This is a genomic window from Desulfovibrio sp. 3_1_syn3 (assembly GCF_000145315.2).
In the GTDB taxonomy this organism is placed as follows: domain Bacteria; phylum Desulfobacterota; class Desulfovibrionia; order Desulfovibrionales; family Desulfovibrionaceae; genus Desulfovibrio; species Desulfovibrio fairfieldensis.
On sequence record NZ_ADDR02000001.1, the window covers coordinates 2128765 to 2150014 of the forward strand.

The 21250-nt window shown below is 57.5% G+C and carries 19 protein-coding genes; 8 read left to right on the top strand and 11 right to left on the bottom strand.

From position 1 onward, the window contains the following. Positions 1-77 precede the first annotated feature (77 nt). The 11 genes from HMPREF0326_RS08900 to HMPREF0326_RS08945 are packed head-to-tail and all read right to left on the bottom strand — an operon-like array spanning position 78 to position 11817. On the bottom strand, positions 78-866 hold the full coding sequence (locus tag HMPREF0326_RS08900) for a TylF/MycF/NovP-related O-methyltransferase (protein WP_008684441.1): 789 nt from the start codon (positions 864-866) through the stop codon (positions 78-80). Continuing rightward, positions 859-1869 (bottom strand): radical SAM/SPASM domain-containing protein, encoded by a 1011-nt coding sequence (locus tag HMPREF0326_RS16110; RefSeq protein WP_008684439.1) that lies wholly within the window; start codon positions 1867-1869, stop codon positions 859-861. The genes HMPREF0326_RS08900 and HMPREF0326_RS16110 overlap by 8 nt, the downstream gene beginning before the upstream one ends. After that, complete coding sequence (locus HMPREF0326_RS08905; protein ID WP_008684438.1) at positions 1866-3212, bottom strand: radical SAM protein; 1347 nt, start codon at positions 3210-3212, stop codon at positions 1866-1868. Before HMPREF0326_RS08905 ends, HMPREF0326_RS16110 begins: the two co-directional genes overlap by 4 nt. 39 nt (positions 3213-3251) lie before the next feature. Then, positions 3252-5240, bottom strand: coding sequence for an asparagine synthase (glutamine-hydrolyzing) (asnB, locus tag HMPREF0326_RS08910; RefSeq protein WP_009302403.1), 1989 nt, complete (start codon positions 5238-5240; stop codon positions 3252-3254). Continuing rightward, a complete protein-coding gene (locus tag HMPREF0326_RS08915) occupies positions 5240-6556 on the bottom strand; it encodes a glycosyltransferase (protein ID WP_008684435.1) in 1317 nt (438 codons plus the stop codon). Before HMPREF0326_RS08915 ends, asnB begins: the two co-directional genes overlap by 1 nt. Then, positions 6553-7953 carry a glycosyltransferase gene (locus HMPREF0326_RS15555; protein ID WP_009302404.1) on the bottom strand — a complete coding sequence of 467 codons (1401 nt, stop codon included), beginning with the start codon at positions 7951-7953 and terminating at the stop codon, positions 6553-6555. Before HMPREF0326_RS15555 ends, HMPREF0326_RS08915 begins: the two co-directional genes overlap by 4 nt. Then, on the bottom strand, positions 7940-8608 hold the full coding sequence (locus tag HMPREF0326_RS08925; protein WP_008684432.1) for an acetyltransferase: 669 nt from the start codon (positions 8606-8608) through the stop codon (positions 7940-7942). Before HMPREF0326_RS08925 ends, HMPREF0326_RS15555 begins: the two co-directional genes overlap by 14 nt. Beyond that, positions 8608-9354, bottom strand: a complete 747-nt coding sequence (locus HMPREF0326_RS08930) for an SDR family NAD(P)-dependent oxidoreductase (protein ID WP_009302405.1) — start codon at positions 9352-9354, stop codon at positions 8608-8610. The genes HMPREF0326_RS08925 and HMPREF0326_RS08930 overlap by 1 nt, the downstream gene beginning before the upstream one ends. Then, entirely contained in the window at positions 9354-9581 is a 228-nt protein-coding gene (locus HMPREF0326_RS08935; protein WP_008684428.1) for an acyl carrier protein, read from the bottom strand. The genes HMPREF0326_RS08930 and HMPREF0326_RS08935 overlap by 1 nt, the downstream gene beginning before the upstream one ends. Next, positions 9574-10731 (bottom strand): 3-oxoacyl-ACP synthase III family protein, encoded by a 1158-nt coding sequence (locus tag HMPREF0326_RS08940; protein ID WP_020990461.1) that lies wholly within the window; start codon positions 10729-10731, stop codon positions 9574-9576. The genes HMPREF0326_RS08935 and HMPREF0326_RS08940 overlap by 8 nt, the downstream gene beginning before the upstream one ends. Positions 10732-10758: 27 nt before the next feature. Further along, positions 10759-11817, bottom strand: a complete 1059-nt coding sequence (locus tag HMPREF0326_RS08945) for a DegT/DnrJ/EryC1/StrS family aminotransferase (protein WP_147568404.1) — start codon at positions 11815-11817, stop codon at positions 10759-10761. Positions 11818-12559: 742 nt separating this feature from the next. On the opposite strand from HMPREF0326_RS08945, the gene HMPREF0326_RS08950 reads away from it, so the two are divergent. From HMPREF0326_RS08950 to HMPREF0326_RS08985, 8 genes are all read left to right on the top strand, one after another. Next, positions 12560-13132 carry a cytochrome c3 family protein gene (locus tag HMPREF0326_RS08950; RefSeq protein WP_008684421.1) on the top strand — a complete coding sequence of 191 codons (573 nt, stop codon included), beginning with the start codon at positions 12560-12562 and terminating at the stop codon, positions 13130-13132. Beyond that, complete coding sequence (locus tag HMPREF0326_RS08955; protein ID WP_020990463.1) at positions 13129-13575, top strand: hypothetical protein; 447 nt, start codon at positions 13129-13131, stop codon at positions 13573-13575. Before HMPREF0326_RS08950 ends, HMPREF0326_RS08955 begins: the two co-directional genes overlap by 4 nt. 61 nt (positions 13576-13636) lie before the next feature. After that, complete coding sequence (locus tag HMPREF0326_RS08960; protein WP_008684418.1) at positions 13637-15907, top strand: nitrate reductase; 2271 nt, start codon at positions 13637-13639, stop codon at positions 15905-15907. 235 nt (positions 15908-16142) lie between these two features. Beyond that, the gene (locus HMPREF0326_RS08965; protein ID WP_008684417.1) at positions 16143-16463 is read left to right on the top strand and encodes a chaperone NapD; all 321 of its coding nucleotides are present in this window, start codon (positions 16143-16145) and stop codon (positions 16461-16463) included. Beyond that, a complete protein-coding gene (locus HMPREF0326_RS08970; protein ID WP_008684416.1) occupies positions 16460-16984 on the top strand; it encodes a 4Fe-4S dicluster domain-containing protein in 525 nt (174 codons plus the stop codon). Before HMPREF0326_RS08965 ends, HMPREF0326_RS08970 begins: the two co-directional genes overlap by 4 nt. Beyond that, positions 16981-17904, top strand: a complete 924-nt coding sequence (locus HMPREF0326_RS08975; RefSeq protein ID WP_020990464.1) for a 4Fe-4S binding protein — start codon at positions 16981-16983, stop codon at positions 17902-17904. Before HMPREF0326_RS08970 ends, HMPREF0326_RS08975 begins: the two co-directional genes overlap by 4 nt. Before the next feature lie 74 nt (positions 17905-17978). Then, complete coding sequence (locus HMPREF0326_RS08980; RefSeq protein WP_008684414.1) at positions 17979-19601, top strand: FmdE family protein; 1623 nt, start codon at positions 17979-17981, stop codon at positions 19599-19601. Between the two features lie 282 nt (positions 19602-19883). Next, complete coding sequence (locus tag HMPREF0326_RS08985) at positions 19884-21215, top strand: glycerate kinase type-2 family protein (protein WP_020990465.1); 1332 nt, start codon at positions 19884-19886, stop codon at positions 21213-21215. Positions 21216-21250: the final 35 nt, after the last annotated feature.

The following is a 21250-nucleotide window of genomic DNA, read 5'->3' on the forward strand; positions in this document are numbered from 1 at the left end:
GCACTGTTTTTGGAAAATTTGTGTAACAATACTTTAAAGTTATATAATTTACAGTTACGCCGCGTTCAAGGTGAATATTAGGCAATTTTTTTCCCTTTTATTAAAAAACCTCCTCCAGAAGCAAAGGGGAGCATTTTTTCCTCCTTATCCGCTAAAAAATCATCCACAGCTTTGGTTGCTCCCGGACAAGTCGCAAAACCGTAATCGTCACAAATCAGTATGCCGCCGGGATTCAGGTGGTGATAAAAGAACGTGATTGAATCCCGAGTGGGCTCATACAAGTCCACATCAATATGTACGAAGGCAAATGTCACATCAGCAACGTCGGTAAAGCGCGAAGGGATCCAGCCCTTCCATATGCGGAAGCGGGAGGTGTAGCCATGTAGATGCTGGCGTACACGCGCTTCTGGACATGCGTGGGAATACTTATGCCAATGCTGGCGGTCATCATATACCCCTGGCTCTGAAATACCCTCAAAGGAGTCAAAGATATGATGTACACGCGGTTGGTCGTAAATTGGAGCATGGCGCAAAATGAGCAGTGAGCTTACCCCTTCGAAAACTCCGCACTCTGCCGTATCCCCCGGTACATCTTTAATAAGCCGAAGGAACTGCACCAGATTATGACGACGATCAAGGTTGTAGCCTTGCCATTCTTCCGGATACTCTTCACAAAGTCGTTTAGTTTCTTCGGAAGTCAACCAGTCCAATTGTGGCCATTTGAAATGATATTCTGGGCATAGAAAACGCCCCGCGTAAGCGAGATATTGTACTTTATCATGTAGAGTTTTTGGTGGCCAAGGCAATGCATAGTTACAATGTTTAATAATGTATTCGAGAAGATAATCTTTAAAGGAATCATCCATTATGTGTTTCCTTTTTAAAACTGATGACAGCACCGTGATGTCCTGCGGTTACAAGGCTAGATGGAAATCTGAACAAATTATCATTGTCAACTTCGTAATGGGAATAGATGGTCGAACAATGTTGGCATAGTGGTGGAAGGAGGTCGTGCTTATTTTCTACATTACTTCGCATTCTATTGAGAAGAGGCCCATGCCAAATATTGAGTAAAGTTTCCTGATCAGCACGGCCTACTATAGGATTTTTTAGATTATAATCAAAGCAACATGTTGGAACTACACCATCAGCGAGTACGATCATTGATGTCACCAGAGAGTCACACCTTGTGTGGGCACGCTTTTTACAGGGTTTTGCTATAATTAGACCGGAATCGTAAAGCGACGGCGCTGCCCAAAAGTGGGATGTCGTGATCCATAATGCGTCATTGTTGCCCAGAAGGGGTTTGAAGAGTCTATACACAGCATGAAAGTCTTCCATGTTTTTTTTAGTGCGTACATATTGAAGGCTAATTCCAGTTTGAGAGTGAGTAGAGTTTCGTATAGCAATAAAAGATAAAATATTATCGCGCACGATACCAAACTGTGTCCCTCTGCGGATAGTTTCAAAGGTTTTTGGGTTTAGTGAATCCATACAAGGAATCAGGCGCCCGAGCTTGTGTTCTAGCAACATGTCGGCAATATCCTTATCAAGCAGAGATGCGTTTGTTTGGAGATGCACGCGCCCCACTAGCCCCAAGGTTTCAAGTAGTGCCAATTTTTTGGCAAGCCCTTTATCCATGAGGGGTTCGCCGAACATGTTGAGAAAAATGTTATCGGGCCATGTCGGCCATGATGCTATCTGTTCCACTAGCGAAGCGAACAGCTCAAATGTCATGGTCTGCGGCTTGCGCATTTTACGGTCCATGGGAGCAGGGCCATGGAAGCAAGGACAAATAGGGCAGGTCAGATTGCATGTATTCGCAACTTCCAGTGCGATTTGATGCGGATACTTCACAGTAATATTCATTGAGTAGCCTCTTTTATTGTGGCGATGCGCTGCCGCACGGCGGGCCAATGTTCGGGCGCAAAATAAGACGTGTAGCTTCTGGAGTTGTCTTTTCGGGCAAGGCAATTCTTACAGTGGGGAAAGCTGGGCGCCTCCGTACGATAAGTGGCGCGTAACTGGCGATAGGCCCCGCCATTCCAGATGGATGCAAAACTTTGTTCGTTCATGTTGCCGAGAGTCTTACGAGGCGCTACACAACAGGGGAGCACCGTGCCGTCGGGATTAATGTAGGTTCCGTATTCAGGATAATCGCATAAACCGGCCTCTGCATCCGTTGCGGCGTCGTGGCTGGAGAAAGGCTGAGGACCATAAAAGAAGCCGTCCAGGCTTTTGGCCAGGTTAATGGTTTCAGCAAGCATGTCATTGTACTCCGTCTGATTCCAGAAACATGATGAGTTTATGTCCATGCAGGCGTGTGTATAAAGATGGCAGGCTGTTACGCCCTCTACGCCGAGGCTGTGGGCAAGACGCACCAGGGCCGGCAACTGGCGGACTGTTTCACGCATGACTGCGGCATGGAAGGTGATAAGAAACGGCCTGCCCACATCTCGCCTGGCCTGCACTAGATGTTTGACGCCTTGTATTATGCGTTCGAAGTTTGCGCCTCTGCGTATCCACTCTAACGTTTCCTTAATGGGGCTATCCAGAGATATCTGAATATGGTGCAGGCTTGATTCCGCCAGTTGGCGGGATTTTTCTGGGGTCAGCAGCATCCCGTTGCTGGACGTAAAAAACGGAACAGCATATTCTGTAACCTTGTGAAGAATAGTAGGGAGATTCCTGTTCAGTAATATTTCTCCACCACTATCGAGGCGTAGTTCTGTAACATGGGGAAACATCTCTTCTGCAATTTTGTCGAAAAGACTCATTTCCATAAATGGTCCGGTAAAATATTTTTCTCTACATATTCTGCACCATAGATTACATGAATGAGAAAGAACAATATGCACACGCTGTGGAAAAGATATATTTTCCTCAAATTCGTCTTTTTGAGTGCGCATCAGCGTGTAATGTTTGCTGTTTGTGTTGGGGTCGCTATTGTCTGATGCGGAAAAGTACAAAGCTTGGCCCCAATGATTATAGTGCCCTCCGCCACTATACCAAATGCAGATATTCTGCGCATGACGTCCGGGAAGAGGTATGCCGTTCTCACAAAGTATGAGGGGCGATCTCATGCTCTGGCCGGGGATATTGCTGACGTCTTCCATGCCTTCCGGCAGCATGTATTCAAAGCCATGTCCCCGCACATGGCGAAAGGGCGGCGTCATTTCCAGATAAAAGGTCAACTTGTCAACGTCTCTCATAAACGCTTTCTCCCCCTTCTGGTTCAGCAGGCCAAATGGTCAAACGAAGACCGCAGGAATATCACGAGATGAAACGGCAGGCGGTTGGGAAGCAGCGGCATGCCAAGCCTGAAACATGAGTACGATCCACAGCAGGTACTCCCAGTTGCTTGCTCCGCTGACGTGGCGCTCCCAGGCGAAGCGTACACTTTGCGGATGGAAGATGTCCTGCTCCCGGAGGTGCCGCTCTTCCAGAAGAGCTTCCGCCCAAGGACGCAGAGGACCCCTGAGCCATTCTCCTACCGGAATGCCGAAGCCCATTTTGGGGCGTTCCACCAAGGACGGAGGAACATAGTTATGCAGTAACCGCCGCAAAAGGTATTTGCCTTTACCGTCACGTACGCGCCATGTGGTGGGAATGCGCCAGGCAAAAGCGAAGACCCGTGTATCAAGCAAAGGAACACGGGCTTCGAGGGAGTGGTGCATACTTGCTCTATCAACTTTGGTTAGAATACCCTCAGCGAGGTACATGCGTATATCCACATATTGCATAAGAGAGAGACTGGTGCCGAGACTGTCTTCAAGGTCTGTATGATCTGCAATTGTGGCGGGTGCTTTGCCTGTCGTGAGCAGCATTGAAGGGTGCCACCAATACTGCATGTAATAACGATGATAAAAGGCCAGAGCCGATCCCTGAAGGCGGAGGTCTGCAAAATTATGAAGACGCGCTCCGGCGTTGCGGGGCCGGATAGCTGCGGGCAGCATGCGTACCAGCGCGTCCCATTTGTGTGGTGAAAGAAAGCGCAGCATGGCAGCGAAAGCGGTGCGCACGGGAGTATGCGGCGCAAAGTCCGGCATCTGCTGGAGGCAGGACATATAGCGATCATATCCGGCAAAAAGCTCATCACCACCGTCGCCGGTCAACGCCGTAATCACATGACGCCGTGTGAGTCCAGAAAGCAGAGTGGTGGGAATTTGCGAGGGGTCCGCAAACGGTTCGTCGTATATGGCGGGCAGGTGTGGAATCAGATTTCGGGCATCTTTCACACTCAGGTAGAGCTCCGTATGGCAGGTGCCCAGATGGCGCGCCACATCTGCGGCAAAGGGGGCTTCATTATAGTCTGATTCTTCAAATCCTATGCTGAAAGTGCGCACCGGAGCAGCACTGCTCTTTTGCATGAGGGCGGTCACGAGGGAAGAATCGATGCCGCCCGACAAAAAGGCGCCTACAGGGACATCGGCAACTATACGACGGCGTACGGCATCGGTCAGAATAGCGTCCAACTCTTCTACATATACAGCTTCTGACTTCGACGAGAGGGGCAGAGGGCGGGTCAGCCCCTCACAGGCTACGGCAAGGGGATCCCAATATCGGCAGAGGCGAATTCGGCCGTCGGCATCCACATCCAGGCGGTGTGCGGCCGGCAGCTTGAATGCTCCCCGCCAGATGCAGTGTGGAGCCGGGATGTACCCGTATCGCAACAACAGGGCCAATGCGTCATGATTAATATCCGGTCGCCAGTCCTCAAGTGTACGCAGACTTTTCAGCTCAGATGCGAAGCAGAAGCGTCCACCATCCAGCATCCAGTATAGCGGTTTGACGCCCATACGGTCTCGTGCCAGGACAAGATGGCGTTCTTTTCTGTCCCATAATGCGAAGGCATACATGCCAAGCAGATGTTCAAGCGCCGCGTCCACCCCCAGAGTCATGCATGCCAGCAAAACTATTTCGGTATCGGACGCGCCGCGCGGGTGTACGCCCCGTTGTGCCAAAAATTCAGTAAGTTCTCCGGTATTGTAGATTTCACCGTTATAGGTAAGGACAAAACGCCCGTCAGGCGATGTCATGGGCTGATGCCCCAGCGGAGAAAGATCGCGAAGGGCAAGACGGCGGTGCCCTAGGGCCATGCCCGCCCCTGCCTCAATCCATAACCCTCCGCTGTCTGGGCCACGCAGCACAAGAGCCTGGGTCATGCCAGCTATGTAACCATGCAACATCTCCGCGCTGCCGTACGCGTGCAAATCCCAATATCCGGCAATGCCGCACATTATGAAGCGTCCTTTTGTTTACAAGGCGTTTTTCGGAGCAGGGCGTGCATCCGGTTGGCAAAATGAGATACCAGACGGCGGCAGAGCAGAGATCCTCGTTGCCATAGCCAAGGGGAGGTGTACGGCATGGGATCATCAAAATTCCGGAACAGCCATTCGCGCCTCGCTACGGCAGAAAGGCGGGCTTTGCTGGCAAAAGGCTCCCGCGCGAAAGAATCCATGACCGTATTGCCTTTATTCCGCGCAAGCTCCTCAAACAGTGCCTCCCATTGGCCATACACTACGGCGGGGGCATAGGCGGTAGCGGCGATCTTGCCCTCCTTTCCCATGGCATGGCGCTGGGAAGCATCGCTCATCAGCGTGTCAAGCGCCTGAGCTAGGCCTGCGGGCGTGGACTCTTCGACCACGAGGCCTGTATGTCTATGGACGATCACATCCTTCACCCCGGCGCATTCTGCAAAGCCCACCACCGGCAGTCCGGCGCACATGGCTTCCAGCACGGCGTTTGGAAAACCTTCATACGCCGACGGCAGACAGTATATCTGCGCCTCAGCATAGGCAAAAGGCGCGTTTCTGCATATCCCGCGCATCTGTATGCGATCTTCCAATGCCCAGCGCCGGATCAGCGTCCTCAGTCTTTTTTCTTCCGGCCCGTGTCCCCACATGAGTAAATCCCAGTCCGGATGCTTTGCAGCAAGCATCCTGAATGCTTCCAGCAGGAGCCAGGGGCGTTTTTGCTGATCAAAGCGTGCCAGATAAAGCAGGCAGAGCCGCTTCCCCTTCGCCGCCATATTGTTACAAGGCATAGCGGCGGGGGCCGCATTGGGAATAATTCTCACCTTTGGACGGAAGACCTCCGGTACACTGGAGATATAGGCGGGCAAGAGTTCGTGGATGATGTCCGCTCCGCTCAATACGGCCAGCCTTCCAGAGCGGTTCCAGACACGCTGCTCCGTGTAGCGTATGGGGTCGCAGCGTTCGGAGCAGATAAATGGAATACCGCTCCCCATGCAGGCCGTAGCCCAGAACAAGTGGTCGCTACCCGATTGCATGGAAAGGAAAATGTCAATATCGGCACTGACAAGAAGCTTTCTCAGCTGGACAAGATCCTCGTGTTTCCCCCGGTTTTCCCAAGAGACGTGTCTCACGTCGGGGCCGACAGCATAGCAGGGGATGGTGTTTTTGTTGTCGTGCGTCAGCGACAGAAGCGTTACGGCATGTCCGCGAGCGGCCATTTCCGTGGAGAGATTGACGGCCACGCGTTCGGATCCACCAAGGCTTAAGCATAAACTCGAGCAGGCTATAGCAATATTCATGACAAACGCGATCGCTTTTTCAGGCCTGAAATCAGAGCATTGTATCCTTGAAGCGGAAGTTCCCGGCATAACCAGTAAAGCACGGCTTCGGCTGTGTCAGGCATAAGCCCCCGGAAGTCCCGCCAGAGCCATTCCCGCCGTGCTGCTGCGGAAAGACGGGCCATGGAGGCGAAAGGCTCCTGCGTGAAAGCGTCCATGGCGGTATGTCCTTTGCTCAAGGCAACCTCGCACAGCAAACGCTCCCACGCATCAAAGACACATTGCTCTGCGAAGACGGCCACGGATTTCCTGGCGTTGTTCCCAAGGCACTCCCGCAACCCGGCGTCCGCCATCAGACGGCCCAGTTGCTCAGCCAGTGACGTTGTATCCATGTGATTTGCCATAAGTCCGTTTTCCTCGTGCCGGACAAGATCCGGAACGCCCTCACAGCTGGCAAAACAGACGCTGGGGAGCCCACAGGCCATCGCTTCCAGTAAGGCGTTCGGCATGCCTTCCGTGCGGGAAGAAAAGCAGAAGGCATGCGCGGCGGCATATACAGGCCAAACGTCCTTAGCTTCCCCCAGCAGCTTGAGGCGGTCGCCTAAACCTGTGGCGGCGGCATGGGCATGCAGCATATCCCGGTCCTGCCCATCGCCGACCACATGCATTTCCCAGTCCGGATATTGTGCGGCGACAAGAGCAAAGGCGTCCATAGCCAGACGGCATTGCTTCAACTCCTCATGCAGGCGTCCCAGCCAGAGCAATACTTTTGGGGCGCCGCTGCTTCCAGCGGGATTCGCACAGGTTGGGGGAGTGGGCACGGCATTGGGAATGACATGCACCCGCTCTCGCAGAAACTCGGGCACGCTGTTCCGATACAAAGGTAAAAGCAGATGGATGGCGTCCGCGCCGCTCATGGCTGCCAGGCGGCCTTTGCGATTCCAGAAAACAGTCTCAATCGTTTGTGGCGAATGCCGTTCCGAATACACATACGGGACACCACTGCCCAACAGGGTCACCGCCCATATGAGATGGCTGCCGTCCGGGAAGGGACAAACACAAACATCAGGCGAAAGAGCTCGGATTTCCTGACGCAATCGCTGAATTTTTAAATTGTTATCTGTAAGAGAGTAGGGACGGATTTCCACATCAGGATGAAGGGGATACATATCTTGTAGCTTTTCTGTCCCCCTGGGGAGGCTTGCTCGCACTCCTTCGGGCAGGCTTAACTCATAAAACCGGTACCCCAGCCGATAGAGAGGATACAAAAGGCGCGGCACGGGTTTCTGGCTGTAAATGGTCACCCGGTGCCCACGTTCCGTCATTGCATTGGCAAGCGAGGCCACTACGTTGGGTATGCCGCCACGTGCCGTATAGTTGTTGGCCAGAAGAATATGCAGTTGTTTAGATATTGGCATATCCGTTATGCACTCCAATCTTCAGTGCCGGGTTCCCTGCCATACGACAGTTGTCCTTGCAGCCCTTGTAGATGGTGCTGCCGGGAGCCAGCAGATTTCCGTTGCCGATGACAGCATGCTCAAGCAAGACGCTGTGCGGGCCAAGATGGTTGCAGGAGCCGATTCTTACTCCGCCAAGCACAATGGAGTATGGCGCAAGAAAATTGAAATCACCCAGCTGAGCGTCATGGGCGATATTGGCAGCACCGTTAATATAATTTCCATCCCCCACTACAGTATTGCAAAAAACTGTACAGCCGCGCTGAAAAATATTGCCCTCGCCGATAACGGCGGATTTGCAAATGGCTGTCCAGGGATGAATAAGATTCATAAATTTCGCGCCACGTTCTTTTAGCGAAAGGAAAATTTCCCTGCGCAGTGCCGGCTTGCCCACGCCGATGACAAAAAGATCATCGTTTTGAATTGCATGTTGATCAATATTTCCTCTATAGAGAGAATGGAGCTCTTTCAGATCGCCGGGATAGCCCTTCCAGTCGAAAAAGCCCCCAAAGTTATAGTAAGCTGTCAAGCTGGGGGCGTTTTCCAGAACATCTCGCAATATCCAGTAACATTCACGAGCCGCGCCGGAATTGCCAATGATCAGAACATTGGGCATCAGTAACGCCCTCCTGCCAGCACAAAATTCTGGCCGGTAATCCAGGCCGCTTTATCGGAAAGGAGAAATGCCGCCATGTGCGCCACATCCTCCGGGCGACCAAATCCAAGCGGGTATCCTCGCAACTGGCTTTGACGATATTCTGGCCCCATGAGGGCCTCGGCTTTTTCCTGCATCGGCGTATCGACAATGCCCGGCGAAAGACAATGCACGCGCAGGCCCCGTGGGGCGACTTCCTGGCTGATGCTTCTGGCCGCGGCGGTCAGCGCCGCTTTGGCCGCTCCATATATAAGATGTCCCTTTTCAGGGAAAACGGCGGATGCCGAGGAGACGAAAAGCAGGGCTCCGCCTTTTACGCTGACCCGTCTGTCACAAAAGCCCTTGGCCAGGAGCAACGGCACATGGAAGTTGAGATCAAAATGCCGCCGTGCCGTGGCAAGGCTATAGGCCTGCATGCTGTCCATCAGACCTTCACCTGCTGCGCATGCCATGCCCCACAGCCTGCCATGCCTCTGGCTGATCTCACGCAACCATTGTGGGATTTTTTCCATATTTTCAAAAAAATCCCGCCGGATGCTTGTCCAGCGCTCAGGCGTGTCCGCAGCTTTGCGCCCTTCGTCCAGTTTGAGGTCGTCGCGGCCGCAGGCAAGCACGGTTGCTCCTTGGGCATTACACTCCAGAGCAATGGCCCGGCCGATGCCGGAACTGGCTCCGGTAACCAGTATTATCTGGCTTGCGGCGAACATCAGGCAATAGCGTCCTTTGCCAGTGCTATCAGTGAAGCGGGACTACGGCAGTTTTTGAGATCATCAAACACAATACGCTGTCCGAAATTTTTGTCGAAAAATGCTATGAGAACCATAAAAGCCAGGGAGTCCCATTCTTCAAGGTCTGCCAGCACAGTCTCCTCATGCAGCGAGGTTTCGCATTGCAGCAGCTCCTGCAATTCGAGAAGAAAATCTTGCTTAGTCATGGCGGGTCATTTCTCCCATGATTATCTGTTCCCAGCGTTCAATGCGCTGCTGACGCGTAGGGCGTTTGGGATCTGGCTCGTAATCAATGGGAGCGGCGCAGTCCCAAGCATCAATATTACATAAACAGGATCCCCACGATAAGCCTATGCCGTAGCCGCTCATCAACACTTTGCCGGGCGCTCGCTGACCGAACACGTCACAGAGCGCAACGGGGATGGATGCTGACGCCAAGTTGCCGTATTTGCTGAAGGACTGCCATGGAGCCCTGTCCTCAGGGAATCCGGCTTTGGCGGCCACAGATTCCACAATCTGCTTATTCGCCTGGTGCAATATCAGCCAATCAATATCGGTGGGACCTATGGACGCATATTCCAACGCATAGTGAAGATGTTCCGGTACAACATCCATAGTAAAGTTGAATACAGCTCCACCATCCATATAGGTGTCTCCAAGCTGCCAGATATTGCCGTAGGGATCCGTGATGTCCCTTACAAGCCTCTCGTTTTCAGCATGTTCGCGGAGGAAAGGAATTCGGGCTTTTCCGGCGGGGATAATGATGGTCTCAAATCCGCTGCCGTCAGTGCCAAGGCCAAAACTCATAGGAGCGGCGTTTTCGTCGCGAGCCAGCAAGGTGGCGCTTCCGCCGTCGCCAAAAACCGGGGCCGTTATGCGGTTGCGAATGTCGCGTTCTGAGGGATGCGCGTCTCCAACGAGAACAAGAACCTGCCGTGCCGCGCCGGATGCGATGAGCGAAGCGCTGAGCCAGAGGCCGTAGATATACCCCGTGCAGCCTTGATTGACATCAAATGCAGCACAATGCCGCGTCAAGCCGAGTCGATGTTGTAGTTCGCAGGCGGTTGCCGGTTGATGCCAGTCAGGCATCTGGCTGACGAAAATCAGAGCATCAATGGCTTGGCGCGCGTCTGGAACGGCGTCAAGCAAGGATAGGGCGGCATGAGCACAGAGGTCGGACGCGGTTACATCCGGCGGGCAAACGCGGCGCCGGTCCATGCCCAGCGTAGCGCGAAGTCTTGTGATTTTTTTTACGCTGCCACCATAAAAATGTATTTCATCTTCCAAACGAATCTCATTCGCTGGAACTGCCGTACGTAATGCGGATATTTTAACGTTATGAAGCGTATGGAACATGGAATAATTCTCTTCTTATAGATTTATTTATAATGATTCAAGTAAAATATTAGTAATAATTTTTACATGTTCTTGGTCAATATCTCCATGCATAGGTAGGCACAGTGCATGATTTGCAGCTTTTTCAGCGACGGGGCAGGAAGCCTTCCATTCAGGCCTCAAATAAGAAAGCATATTGAGCGCAGGATAAAAATAACGCCGGGGATATATTCCCTGCGCGGTCAAGGTTCGTTGTACTTTCAGCAGGAGATCTTCGTCAGATAGAAGAATCGGATAATAGGCGTAATTCCATTCCATGCCTTCCCGAATGGCAGGGCGGATCAGTTTTGCGCTGCCCAATGCCGCTTCATAGGCCGCATGGAGCTTACGCCGCTTTTCAATTTCCGCATCCGTGCCCGGCAGCAGCGCCAGTCCCATGGCGGCATGCAGTTCGCTCATTTTTCCGTTGATGCCCAGACAATAATGTGTGTCGTCGATATGACCGAAGGCCCGCGCAAGCGACAACGCCTTATGGGCTTCATCCGTATGAGAGACGACGCATCCGCCCTCCGCGGTGTGGAAGATCTTGGTCGCATGGAAGCTGCAAATGCTGTAGTCGCCATATGCTAATAGGCTTTTACCTTTATAGCGCGATCCGAAAGCCTGAGCTCCGTCATAAATGAGCGTCGTTCCCTGCTCACGGCAAATAGTATCCAGGCTTTCCACATCGCAGGCCAACCCATAGATATGGACGGGCAGTACCCCAGCGATATCGGATTCTTTGACAAGGCGCCGGCGGAGAAGATCGGGAGAAAGGCATAATGTATCGGGCTCCACATCCACAAAAACCGGCGTGCACCCCAACCACAGCAAGGCTGAGAGCGTTGCCACATACGTATAGGGGGTTACCGCGATTTTTTTTCCAGCCAATCCCGCAGATTGGACAGCAAGCATGAGAGCTGTTGTGCCGCTATTGCAACTAATAATATTGGATAGATCAAGGTATTTTGTAAGCGATTTCTCTAAGTTCTGAACACAATCTCCGTTATTTGTGATCCATGCGCTCTGGAAAAAATCGCTACACTGCTGAAAGAAAGCCTCTTGCATAGGCATTCTAGATTTTGTGACGTATATAGAATTTTTCATATCAAAATACGTCAGAAAGCAGTACGCAATAAGGCCGAATCCGACAAGTCGGATTCGGCCTTAAAAAATTGGTATGAGTTAAAAATACAGAGAAGAGATGAATATAAGCTGGTAGCTGCGGAATTACAGAAAAACAAAGGCCATAAAAGAAGACCTCTCTCTCTCTCTCTCTCTCTCTCTCTCTCTCTCTCTCTCTGCCATGGTAGTTTCCTTAGTCACTTTTGGGGGAGGATGGTACGAATGTCTTTTTCTTAACCGATTGAGGAGAAATTGTCACGCCTTCAAGGAGAGAGTGGTATTTTTAACTATTGAGAACTGCAGAATTCGCGCTCTTCAGCCCAGCAAGGATTCCGGTTTTTCTCCCATCCTGTCATGATATTATGACGGTTGTCAGATTTTTCTGAATACTCTCTTTTTCCGCTTGTGAGCTTTTTCTCTTATCTGTTGAAATCACAATTATTTTTAAAAGCGTGTTTTTGGCATGACGATTGCTTTTGAATTCCCAGCAATCCCGTTTCATTGGAAGAAGTTCTCAGCCTTGGCCGCGTGACTCTGTGGGGAGGCGCGCGGCATGGGCGCAACGGACCGGACGGATGTCTTTGGGGCAAAGACGCAAATCGGCGGTCTGCGGCGCATCCGGGTTGAGAGAGCGTTTTTTTCCGGCCGCACAGGCGGCCGCACCATCAGCCATGGAGAAAAGCCCATGCCGTATCCTCGAAAACGCGTCTGGATTGTGGGCGGCATAATCCTTGCGGCGTGCGTTGTTCTGGCGGGCGCGGGGGTGGCCTACACTTCCGGCACGGAATTCTGCCTGTCATGTCACGAGATGCGCGTTTACCAGGATGAGCTCAAGCTCTCGTCCCACGCCAAGGACGCCCAGGGCAAAGACATTTCCTGTTCGCAGTGCCACATCCCCTCGGGCAATCTGGCGCGCATGCTGGGCGCCAAGGCCTGGCTGGGACTCAAGGACCTCTGGGTGCACAATCTGGACGGCGGCGAGGATCTGGACCGGGCCGGAATGCAGCCCGTGGCCCGGCGCTTTACGGACGACGCCAATTGCCGCGCCTGTCATCAGGATCTGAGCAAAAACGCCAAGAACGACGGCCCTGTTTCCAAGGAAGGTCAGCTGGCTCACGACAATTACCTGGGCAAAAACGGCCGGGCGCGTAGCGGCTGCGTGGGCTGCCATCAGAATCTCGCCCATCTGCCCGTTTTTGACGAGCGCATTCCCCATAACCAGAAGTTTGCACAGAAACTCAAGGAGAGCCGGTCATGAACTACTGTAAAATACTGCTCTTTTCCCTGCTCGCAGTGATTGTGCTGGTGGGCGGCTATTTTCTGTACATGGCCTGGGCTTTCCCCGCTGTGCGCTGCGAGGCGGCCAAGCATCTGGATGCGCCGCAGATGGCGGGCGACTGTTACGCCTGCCATGCCAAGGCCACCCCGCGCGTGGCCCAGGAATGGTATGAGAGCAAGCACGGCGTCACCCTGGTGCGCTGTCAGACCTGCCACGGCATGCCCGACGGCAAGGGCTCGCTGCCGTTTACCCGCGTGCCCGGCGTGGAAGTCTGCACCCGCTGCCATTCCCTGTCCATCGGACGCATGGAAGCCAAATTCGGCAAGCGCAATGATTGCAGCACCTGTCACCCGCACCACCAGAGCGCCATGCACGGCGGCGCCTACCAGTACCGCCTGCCCAGCGCCAAGACGGATTTGTAATGCCTGCGGACCATATAAGGATCGGCATACCGGACACGCCAGCAACAACGAGGTTGAACATATGAATGCTTCCCGTCGTGAATTTTTACGCTGTTTTGCCATGTCTGCCGCCGTGGCCGCGGCTTCGGGCACGGGTCTCGCGGGCCTGGCCCAGGCTGCGGACGACAACCGGCCGGATAAATGGGTCAAGGGCGTCTGCCGCTATTGCGGCACGGGCTGCGGCGTCATGGTCGGCGTCAAAAACGGCAAAGCCGTCGCCATCCAGGGCGATCCCAACAACCACAACGCCGGATTGCTCTGCCTCAAGGGCTCCATGCTTATTCCGGTGCTCAATTCCAGGGAGCGCGTGACCCAGCCCATGCTGCGCCGCCAGAAAGGCGGCAAGCTGGAGCCCGTCAGCTGGGACGAGGCCCTGGATCTGATGGCCAAGAAGTTCCGCGCCAGCATCGACACTTACGGCCCCAATTCCGTGGCCTGGTACGGATCGGGCCAGTGTCTGACCGAAGAAACCTATGTGGCCAACAAGATTTTCAAGGGCGGCTTCGGCACCAACAATGTGGACGGCAACCCGCGCCTGTGCATGGCCTCGGCCGTGGGTGGCTATCTGACCAGTTTCGGCAAGGACGAGCCCATGGGCACCTATGCCGACATCGACCATGCCTCCTGTTTCTTCATCATCGGTTCCAACACCTCGGAAGCCCATCCCGTGCTCTTCCGGCGCATTGCCCGCCGCAAGCAGATGGAGCCGGGGGTCAAAATCATCGTGGCCGACCCGCGCCGCACCAATACCTCGCGTATCGCGGACCTGCACATTGCCTTTCGGCCGGGAACGGACCTGGCGCTCATGCACAGCATGGCCTGGGTGATCATCAATGAGGAGCTGGACAATCCCCGCTTCTGGCAGCGCTACGTCAACTTCATGGGCGTGGACGGCAAACCCTCGGATTTTGAGGGCTACAAGGCCTTCCTGGAGAACTTCCGGCCGGAAAAGGCCGCGGAAATCTGCCGCATCCCGGTGGAGCAGGTCTACGCGGCGGCCCGCGCCTTTGCCGAATCCCCGACGACCATGAGCCTCTGGTGCATGGGCATCAACCAGCGGGTGCAGGGGGTTTTCGCCAACAACCTGATCCACAATCTGCATCTGCTCACGGGCCAGATCTGCCGCCCCGGCGCCACGCCTTTCTCGCTCACGGGACAGCCCAATGCCTGCGGCGGCGTGCGCGACGGCGGCGCATTGTCCCATCTGCTACCCGCCGGGCGAATGGTGGCCAATCCCAAGCACCGGGCCGAAATGGAACAGCTCTGGGGCCTGCCGGAAGGGCGCATCGCGCCCAAGCCCGGCTACCACACCGTGGCCCTGTTCGAAGCCTTGGGCAGGGGCGACGTGAAGTGCATGCTCATCTGTGAGACCAATCCGGCCCAGACCCTGCCGAACCTGAACAAGTTCCACAAGGCCATGTCCAATCCGGAATCCTTCATTGTCTGCATCGAGGCCTTCCCGGACGCCGTGACCCTGCAATTCGCGGACCTGGTTCTGGCCCCGGCCTTCTGGTGCGAGCGCGACGGCGTCTACGGCTGCGGCGAACGACGCTACGCCCTGACCGAAAAGGCCGTGGAGCCGCCGGCCCAGTGCCGTCCGACCGTGAACACCCTGGTGGAATTCGCCAAACGCGCGGGCGTGGACCCCAAGCTGGTCAACTTCAGGAACGCCGAGGACGTCTGGAACGAATGGCGCATGGTTTCCAAGGGCACCACCTATGACTTCTCGGGCATGACCCGCGACCGTCTGCGCAAGGAATCGGGCCTGATATGGCCCTGCCCCGGCGAAGACCATCCGGGCACCAATCTGCGCTACGTGCGCGGTCAGGACCCCAATGTGCCCGCCGACCATCCCGACCGTTTCTTCTTCTACGGTAAACCGGACGGCAAGGCCGTGATCTGGATGCGGCCCTACAAGGGCGCGGCCGAGGAGCCGGATGCGGAATACCCGCTCTACCTGACCTCCATGCGGGTCATCGACCACTGGCACACCGCCACCATGACCGGCAAGGTGCCGGAACTGCAGAAAGCCAATCCGGCGGCCTATGTGGAAATCAATCCCCAGGACGCGGAAAAGGCGGGCATCAGGCAGGACGACACGGTCATCGTGGAAACCAGGCGCGCCGCCATGGAACTGCCGGCCAGAGTCAGCGACGTCTGCCGTCCCGGCCTGATCGCCGTGCCGTTCTTTGATCCCAAGAAGCTGGTCAACAAGTTCTTCCTGGACGCCTTTGATCCGGCTTCACAGGAACCGGAGTACAAGATCTGCGCGGCGCGGATTCGCAAAGCCTGAGGTCAACTATTCCCGGAGCAATTTCATAGTGAAATTGCTCTAACGCCGTACACGGTGCGGCGCGCCGCGACAAGGCGTGGATTCCGGCGAAGCGACCGAAGGCACCCGAGGCTGTCCCCGTTGGCGACAACGGAGCCATATGGGGATCGACAGCAATGATAACCGCTTTTTTCGCCGGAATGCCGACTTTGAACTTTGTAAAATTTCAAAGTTAATCTGCTCCAGGAGGTATTCGATGGCTATCGCGGGTATAGTGCTCAGCGTGACGGAAGGGCGTCTGTCGGAAACACGCGAGGCCTTGCGGGCCTTTCCCGGCATTGTGGACGTTCAGGAGCTGGAGGACGATTCCAGGCTGGCGGCGGTGCTGGAAAGCCCGTCCCGGCGCCTGCAGGCTGACCTGGAAAGCCTGAACGGCCTCGACCATGTGCGGCAACTGGACGTGGCCTATGTGAACTATGAGGAAGACCTGGACGGGCAGGGCCATATGGCCTGTCCGCCGCACCGCGCGCGCGGGCACCGGCGCTGCGTGAGCGTGCCGGAGGGAGAGCCTTCGTGAGTCTGTTCCGCTCGCCGCTGCGCCCGCCGGGCGCGGCGGCGGAAAAGGATTTCACACGGCTGTGCGTGCGCTGCGGCCAGTGCGTCGAAGTCTGCCCGCACCAGTGTCTTGAACTGATGTGCGGCTTCGGGCGTGAACGGCGCACCCCGCGCGTGACGCCGCGTCGCGCGCCGTGCCGGCTGTGCATGAAATGCCCGCCGGCCTGCCCTTCGGGCGCGCTGGACCCCTCGATCACGGACATGCACCGCGCGGGCATGGGGCGGGCCTATATTCTCCGGGACCGCTGCCATAATTACACGGACGGCACCATCTGCATGACCTGCTATGACCGCTGCCCCCTGCGCGGCAAGGCCGTGGTCCTGTCCGGGGGCATTACTCCGGCCGTAACCACGGCCTGCGTGGGCTGCGGCGTCTGTGAATATGTCTGCCCGGTCAAGGCCGTGGAAGTGCTGCCCGCATCCGCGCCGGGCGTGCCGCCCACGGCCGCGCCGACGCTCAAGGTTCCCGGAGGCGGCGCATGACCTCTTCCCCGGCAATCTATGTCGGCATACGGCGTTGCGCGCAAACGCTGACCGCGTTAGTATTCTGCCTGCTCCCCTGGCTCAACGCTCCGGGCGCGCACCAATTCACCCTGATCAGCGGCAGCCTTTTCGCCCTTGATCTCGGAGGCCTGCCCTTTGCCGATCCCGTGGCGGCCCTGCAGGTGGCCGTGGGCGGTTTCGCGCCCGCGCCCCGCCTGTTGCTGGGGGCCGTGTTGTCCTTGGGCCTGGCGCTTTTGCTGGGCCGGGTATTTTGCAGCTGGATCTGCCCCTACGGCTTTTTCTCCGAACTGGTGTCCAGTCTGCGGCGGCGCGCGGCGGGCGTGTCCGGCGGGCATGAAGAGTCTGATTCCCGGCAGCGGGACAGACGGGATGCGGCCTTCAGGGGCAGGGCGGGCATTGTGCTGCTGGGCCTTGTGGGCGCGGCGGTGCTGGGTTTTCCCCTGCTGAGCCTGCTGTCCATGCCCGGCGAGCTTTCGCTGGTTCCCCTGCTTGCCCGGCAGGAAGCGGGCAGGGCGGCCGGGCTGATTCTGCTTTCCGCCCTGGCCCTGCCCGTGGCGGCGCTTGCGCTGGAGGCGCTCGGCGGCAGACGGTTCTGGTGCCGCTATGTCTGCCCCCAGTCCGTGCTGCTGGGTCTGGCCGCGCGTTGTCTGTCGCAAGGCGCGCCGGGACTGCGCGTGATCTGGCGGGCTTCGGCCTGCACCTGCAAGGGCGAGACGCCCTGCCGCGCGGCCTGTTCTCTGGCGCTCAATCCGCGCCGGGCGGCCGGACCGCCCCGGCGGGATTGCGTGATGTGCGGCGACTGCCTCAAGGCCTGCGCCGCGCGCGGCGGCGCATTGCGCTGGAGCCTGCGCGCCGCGTCCCGGCGCGGGTCGAAAGACGGCGGCGGGAACGGCGGGTAACGGATTTTTTCAGCCGACGGTGCGCGTTGTCGGCATCTCTCTTTGCCTGGAAAGGAACATACAAGGAATAAACTATGAGTATCGGCCAGTGGTCGCATGAAGATTTTATTGCGCAAGTGCTGAAGTTTCACGGCCACGCGGCTCCGGGCGTGATCATCGGCGGCTATATGGTGGAAAAAGCCCGCCGCGCCCTGCCCGAGGGCATTCTTTTTGACGCCGTTTCCGAAACCGTGCAATGCCTGCCCGACGCCGTGCAGATGCTCACGCCCTGTACCGTGGGCAACGGCTGGCTGCGCATCTGCAATTTCGGCATTTACGCGCTTTCGCTCTACGACAAGTACACGGGCGAGGGCGTGCGGGTGCGTCTGGATGTGGACAAGCTGGGCCGCTGGCCGCACACCCGCATCTGGCTGCTGAAGGAAAAGCCCAAATCCGAGCAGGAGCCGGAGCTGCTGCGCGCGGAAATGGCCGAAGCGGCCATGGACATGCTCAGTCTGAGCAAAATTCAGATCAGACCGGAATTGCTGCGGCGCAAGGGCAAGGGCGCCATTGTGCGCTGTCCGCTCTGCGGTGAGTGGTATCCGGCGGCTTTCGGCCGGATCTGCCGCTCCTGCCAGGGCGACAGCCCCTATGAGCAGGGGCCCGGTCTGGCCTTCCAGGAGCCCCGGCTCACGGCGGTGCCCGTGGAGCAGGCCGTTGGCCAGCACGTTCTGCACGACATGACCAAAATTGTGCCGCAACAGTCCAAGGGCGCGGTCTTCAAGGCCGGGCAGAACATCGATGTGGGCGACATCTGCCGCTTGCAGCAGATGGGGCGCTTCCGGGTCTATACCGAGGAGGCCGCCGGGGACAATCCGGACTTCGTGCACGAGGACGCGGCGGTCAGGGCTTTTGCCGAGCTCATGCCCGGCGAGGGCGTCGCGCCCCAGGGCGAGCCCAGTGAGGGCAAAATCAATTTCCGCGCCGAGCGGGACGGCCTGTTCGAGGTGGACCGGGAGCGGCTCGCGGCCTTCAACATGCTGCCGGACGTGATGTGCGCCACGCGCCACGGCATGAGCGTGGTGCGCAAGGGCGCGCGTCTGGCGGGCAGCCGGGCCATTCCACTGCTGCTGGCGCGGCCGGTCTTTCTCAAGGCCCTGAGTCTGCTGGACGGCGGCCCGCTGTTCCGGGTGCGTCCCATGCGCAAGGCCAGGGTGGGCACTCTGGTCACGGGCACTGAGGTTTTTCAGGGCCTGATCCAGGACCGCTTTGCCCCCATTATCCGCCAGAAGGCCGAAAACCTGGGCTGCACCGTGGTGGGCGAGCGTGTGGCTCCGGACGACGCTCCGGCCATCGGCGCGGCTCTCACGCAACTGCTGGATCTGGGCGCGGATCTGATCATCACCACCGCCGGTCTGTCCGTGGACCCGGACGACGTGACACGCAAGGCCCTGCTGGACGCCGGGCTGACGGACCTGAGCTTCGGCCTGCCCGTGCTGCCCGGTACCATGACCCTGTTGGGCCGCATCGGCGGAGCCCAGGTGCTGGGCGTGCCCGCCTGCGCGCTGTTCTATAAGACCACGGCCCTGGATCTGATGCTGCCGCGCCTGCTGGCCAATGTGCCCATGAGCCGGGCCGACCTGGCCCTGTTGGGGCACGGCGGTCTTTGTCTGGAGTGCAAAAGCTGCGATTTCCCCAAATGCACCTTCGGGCGCTGACAACCGAGCGCCGCAGCCGACGCGCCCGGCGTCGTCTTGACGCTTGTGAAAACCTTTCTTAAAGTATACCGCATCCATTCATATGCCGGTTACGCCGGTCCGGGGTTTTACGCACGGGCGTGACGCGTTTTTGGGAGCAGTTCACGCATGCAATGCGTCGACTGCTCTACAAGGATTTGCCTGCAAATCCTTGCCGCGAAATGTGGGCAGGCGGGCCTTGCTCGCTGTAAACGGGCATTTCACGTGTTACATTCTCTGGCGTTTTGTCCAGACGGGAAGGGCATGGAAGGACAGCGTGAAATCTTGCGGCATGTCTTTGACGCGGCCCTGGAGGCTGTGGCTCCGGATGCCGCGCTGCTACGCCATGTGCGCCTCGACGACGCGGGCAGGGGCGAGCTTGTGGCCGACGGCCGGCGCTGGAACCTGGCGGACCGCCGGGTGCGGGTACTGGGTGCCGGAAAGGGCGTCGCGCCCATGGCTCAAGCTCTGGAAGACATGCTGGGCGAGCGTCTGGACCAGGGCTTTGTGGTGGTCAAGTATGACCACGGCCTGCCTTTGAAGCGCATTTGCCAGGCCGAAGCCGGGCATCCCGTGCCGGACGAGGCCGGAGTGCGGGCCACCGGCCGCATGCTGGAGATGGCCCGGACCTCCACGGAGCGGGATCTGCTGATCTGCCTGCTCACGGGCGGGGCCAGCGCCCTGACGCCCGCGCCCGCGCCGGGCCTGAGTCTCGCGGATCTCAGACAGACCACTCAGTTGCTACTGGACTGTGGCGCGACCATCCATGAACTCAACGCGGTGCGCAAACATCTTTCGGCCTTCAGCGGCGGGCAGTTGGCCCGCGCCGCCGGGCGCGCCACGGTGCTCAGCGTCATCGTCTCCGACGTGGTGGGCGACCCGCTGGACGTCATCGCCTCCGGCCCCACCGCGCCGGATGCCTCCAGTTTTGACGATTGCCGCGAAATACTCGAACGCTTCGGCCTGGAGTCCCGCTTGCCGTCGGCGGTGCGGGACTATCTGCGCGCGGGCCTTGCCGGGCGCGCGCCGGAAACGCCCAAGCCGGGCGATCCCCTGTTCGGTCGGGTGCGGAACATTCTGGCGGCCACCAACCGCCAGGCCCTGGATGCCGCCGCCCGCGCCGCCGAGGCCCGCGGCTACGCTCCCTGCGTGTTGACCGACCATCTGACGGGCGAGGCCCGACAAAAAGCCGTGGAACTGGCTACCGAAGCCCGGCGCCGCGCGGAAGCTCCGGGTCAGGGCGGCAAGGGCCTGTGTCTGCTGGCGGGCGGAGAAACCACGGTGACCATCCAGGGTCGGGGCAGAGGAGGCCGCAATCAGGAAATGGCCCTGGCCGCCGCTCTGGAGCTGGAGGGCCAGCCGCGCGTCTGCGCCCTTTTCGCGGGTACGGACGGCACGGACGGCCCCACGGACGCGGCCGGAGGCTTTGCCTTCAGCGACAGCGTCGCCCGAATGGGAGGCCGTGAGGCCGCCCGCGCCCTGCTGGCCGAAAACAACAGCAACGCGGCCCTGGCCTTGAGCGGCGATCTGCTGATCACCGGGCCGACCCGCACCAATGTCATGGATCTGGCCGTGCTGCTAGTGGGCCGGCCCTGAGCGCGGCTCTTTTTTGCGGGCGGCGCTGAAAGTTG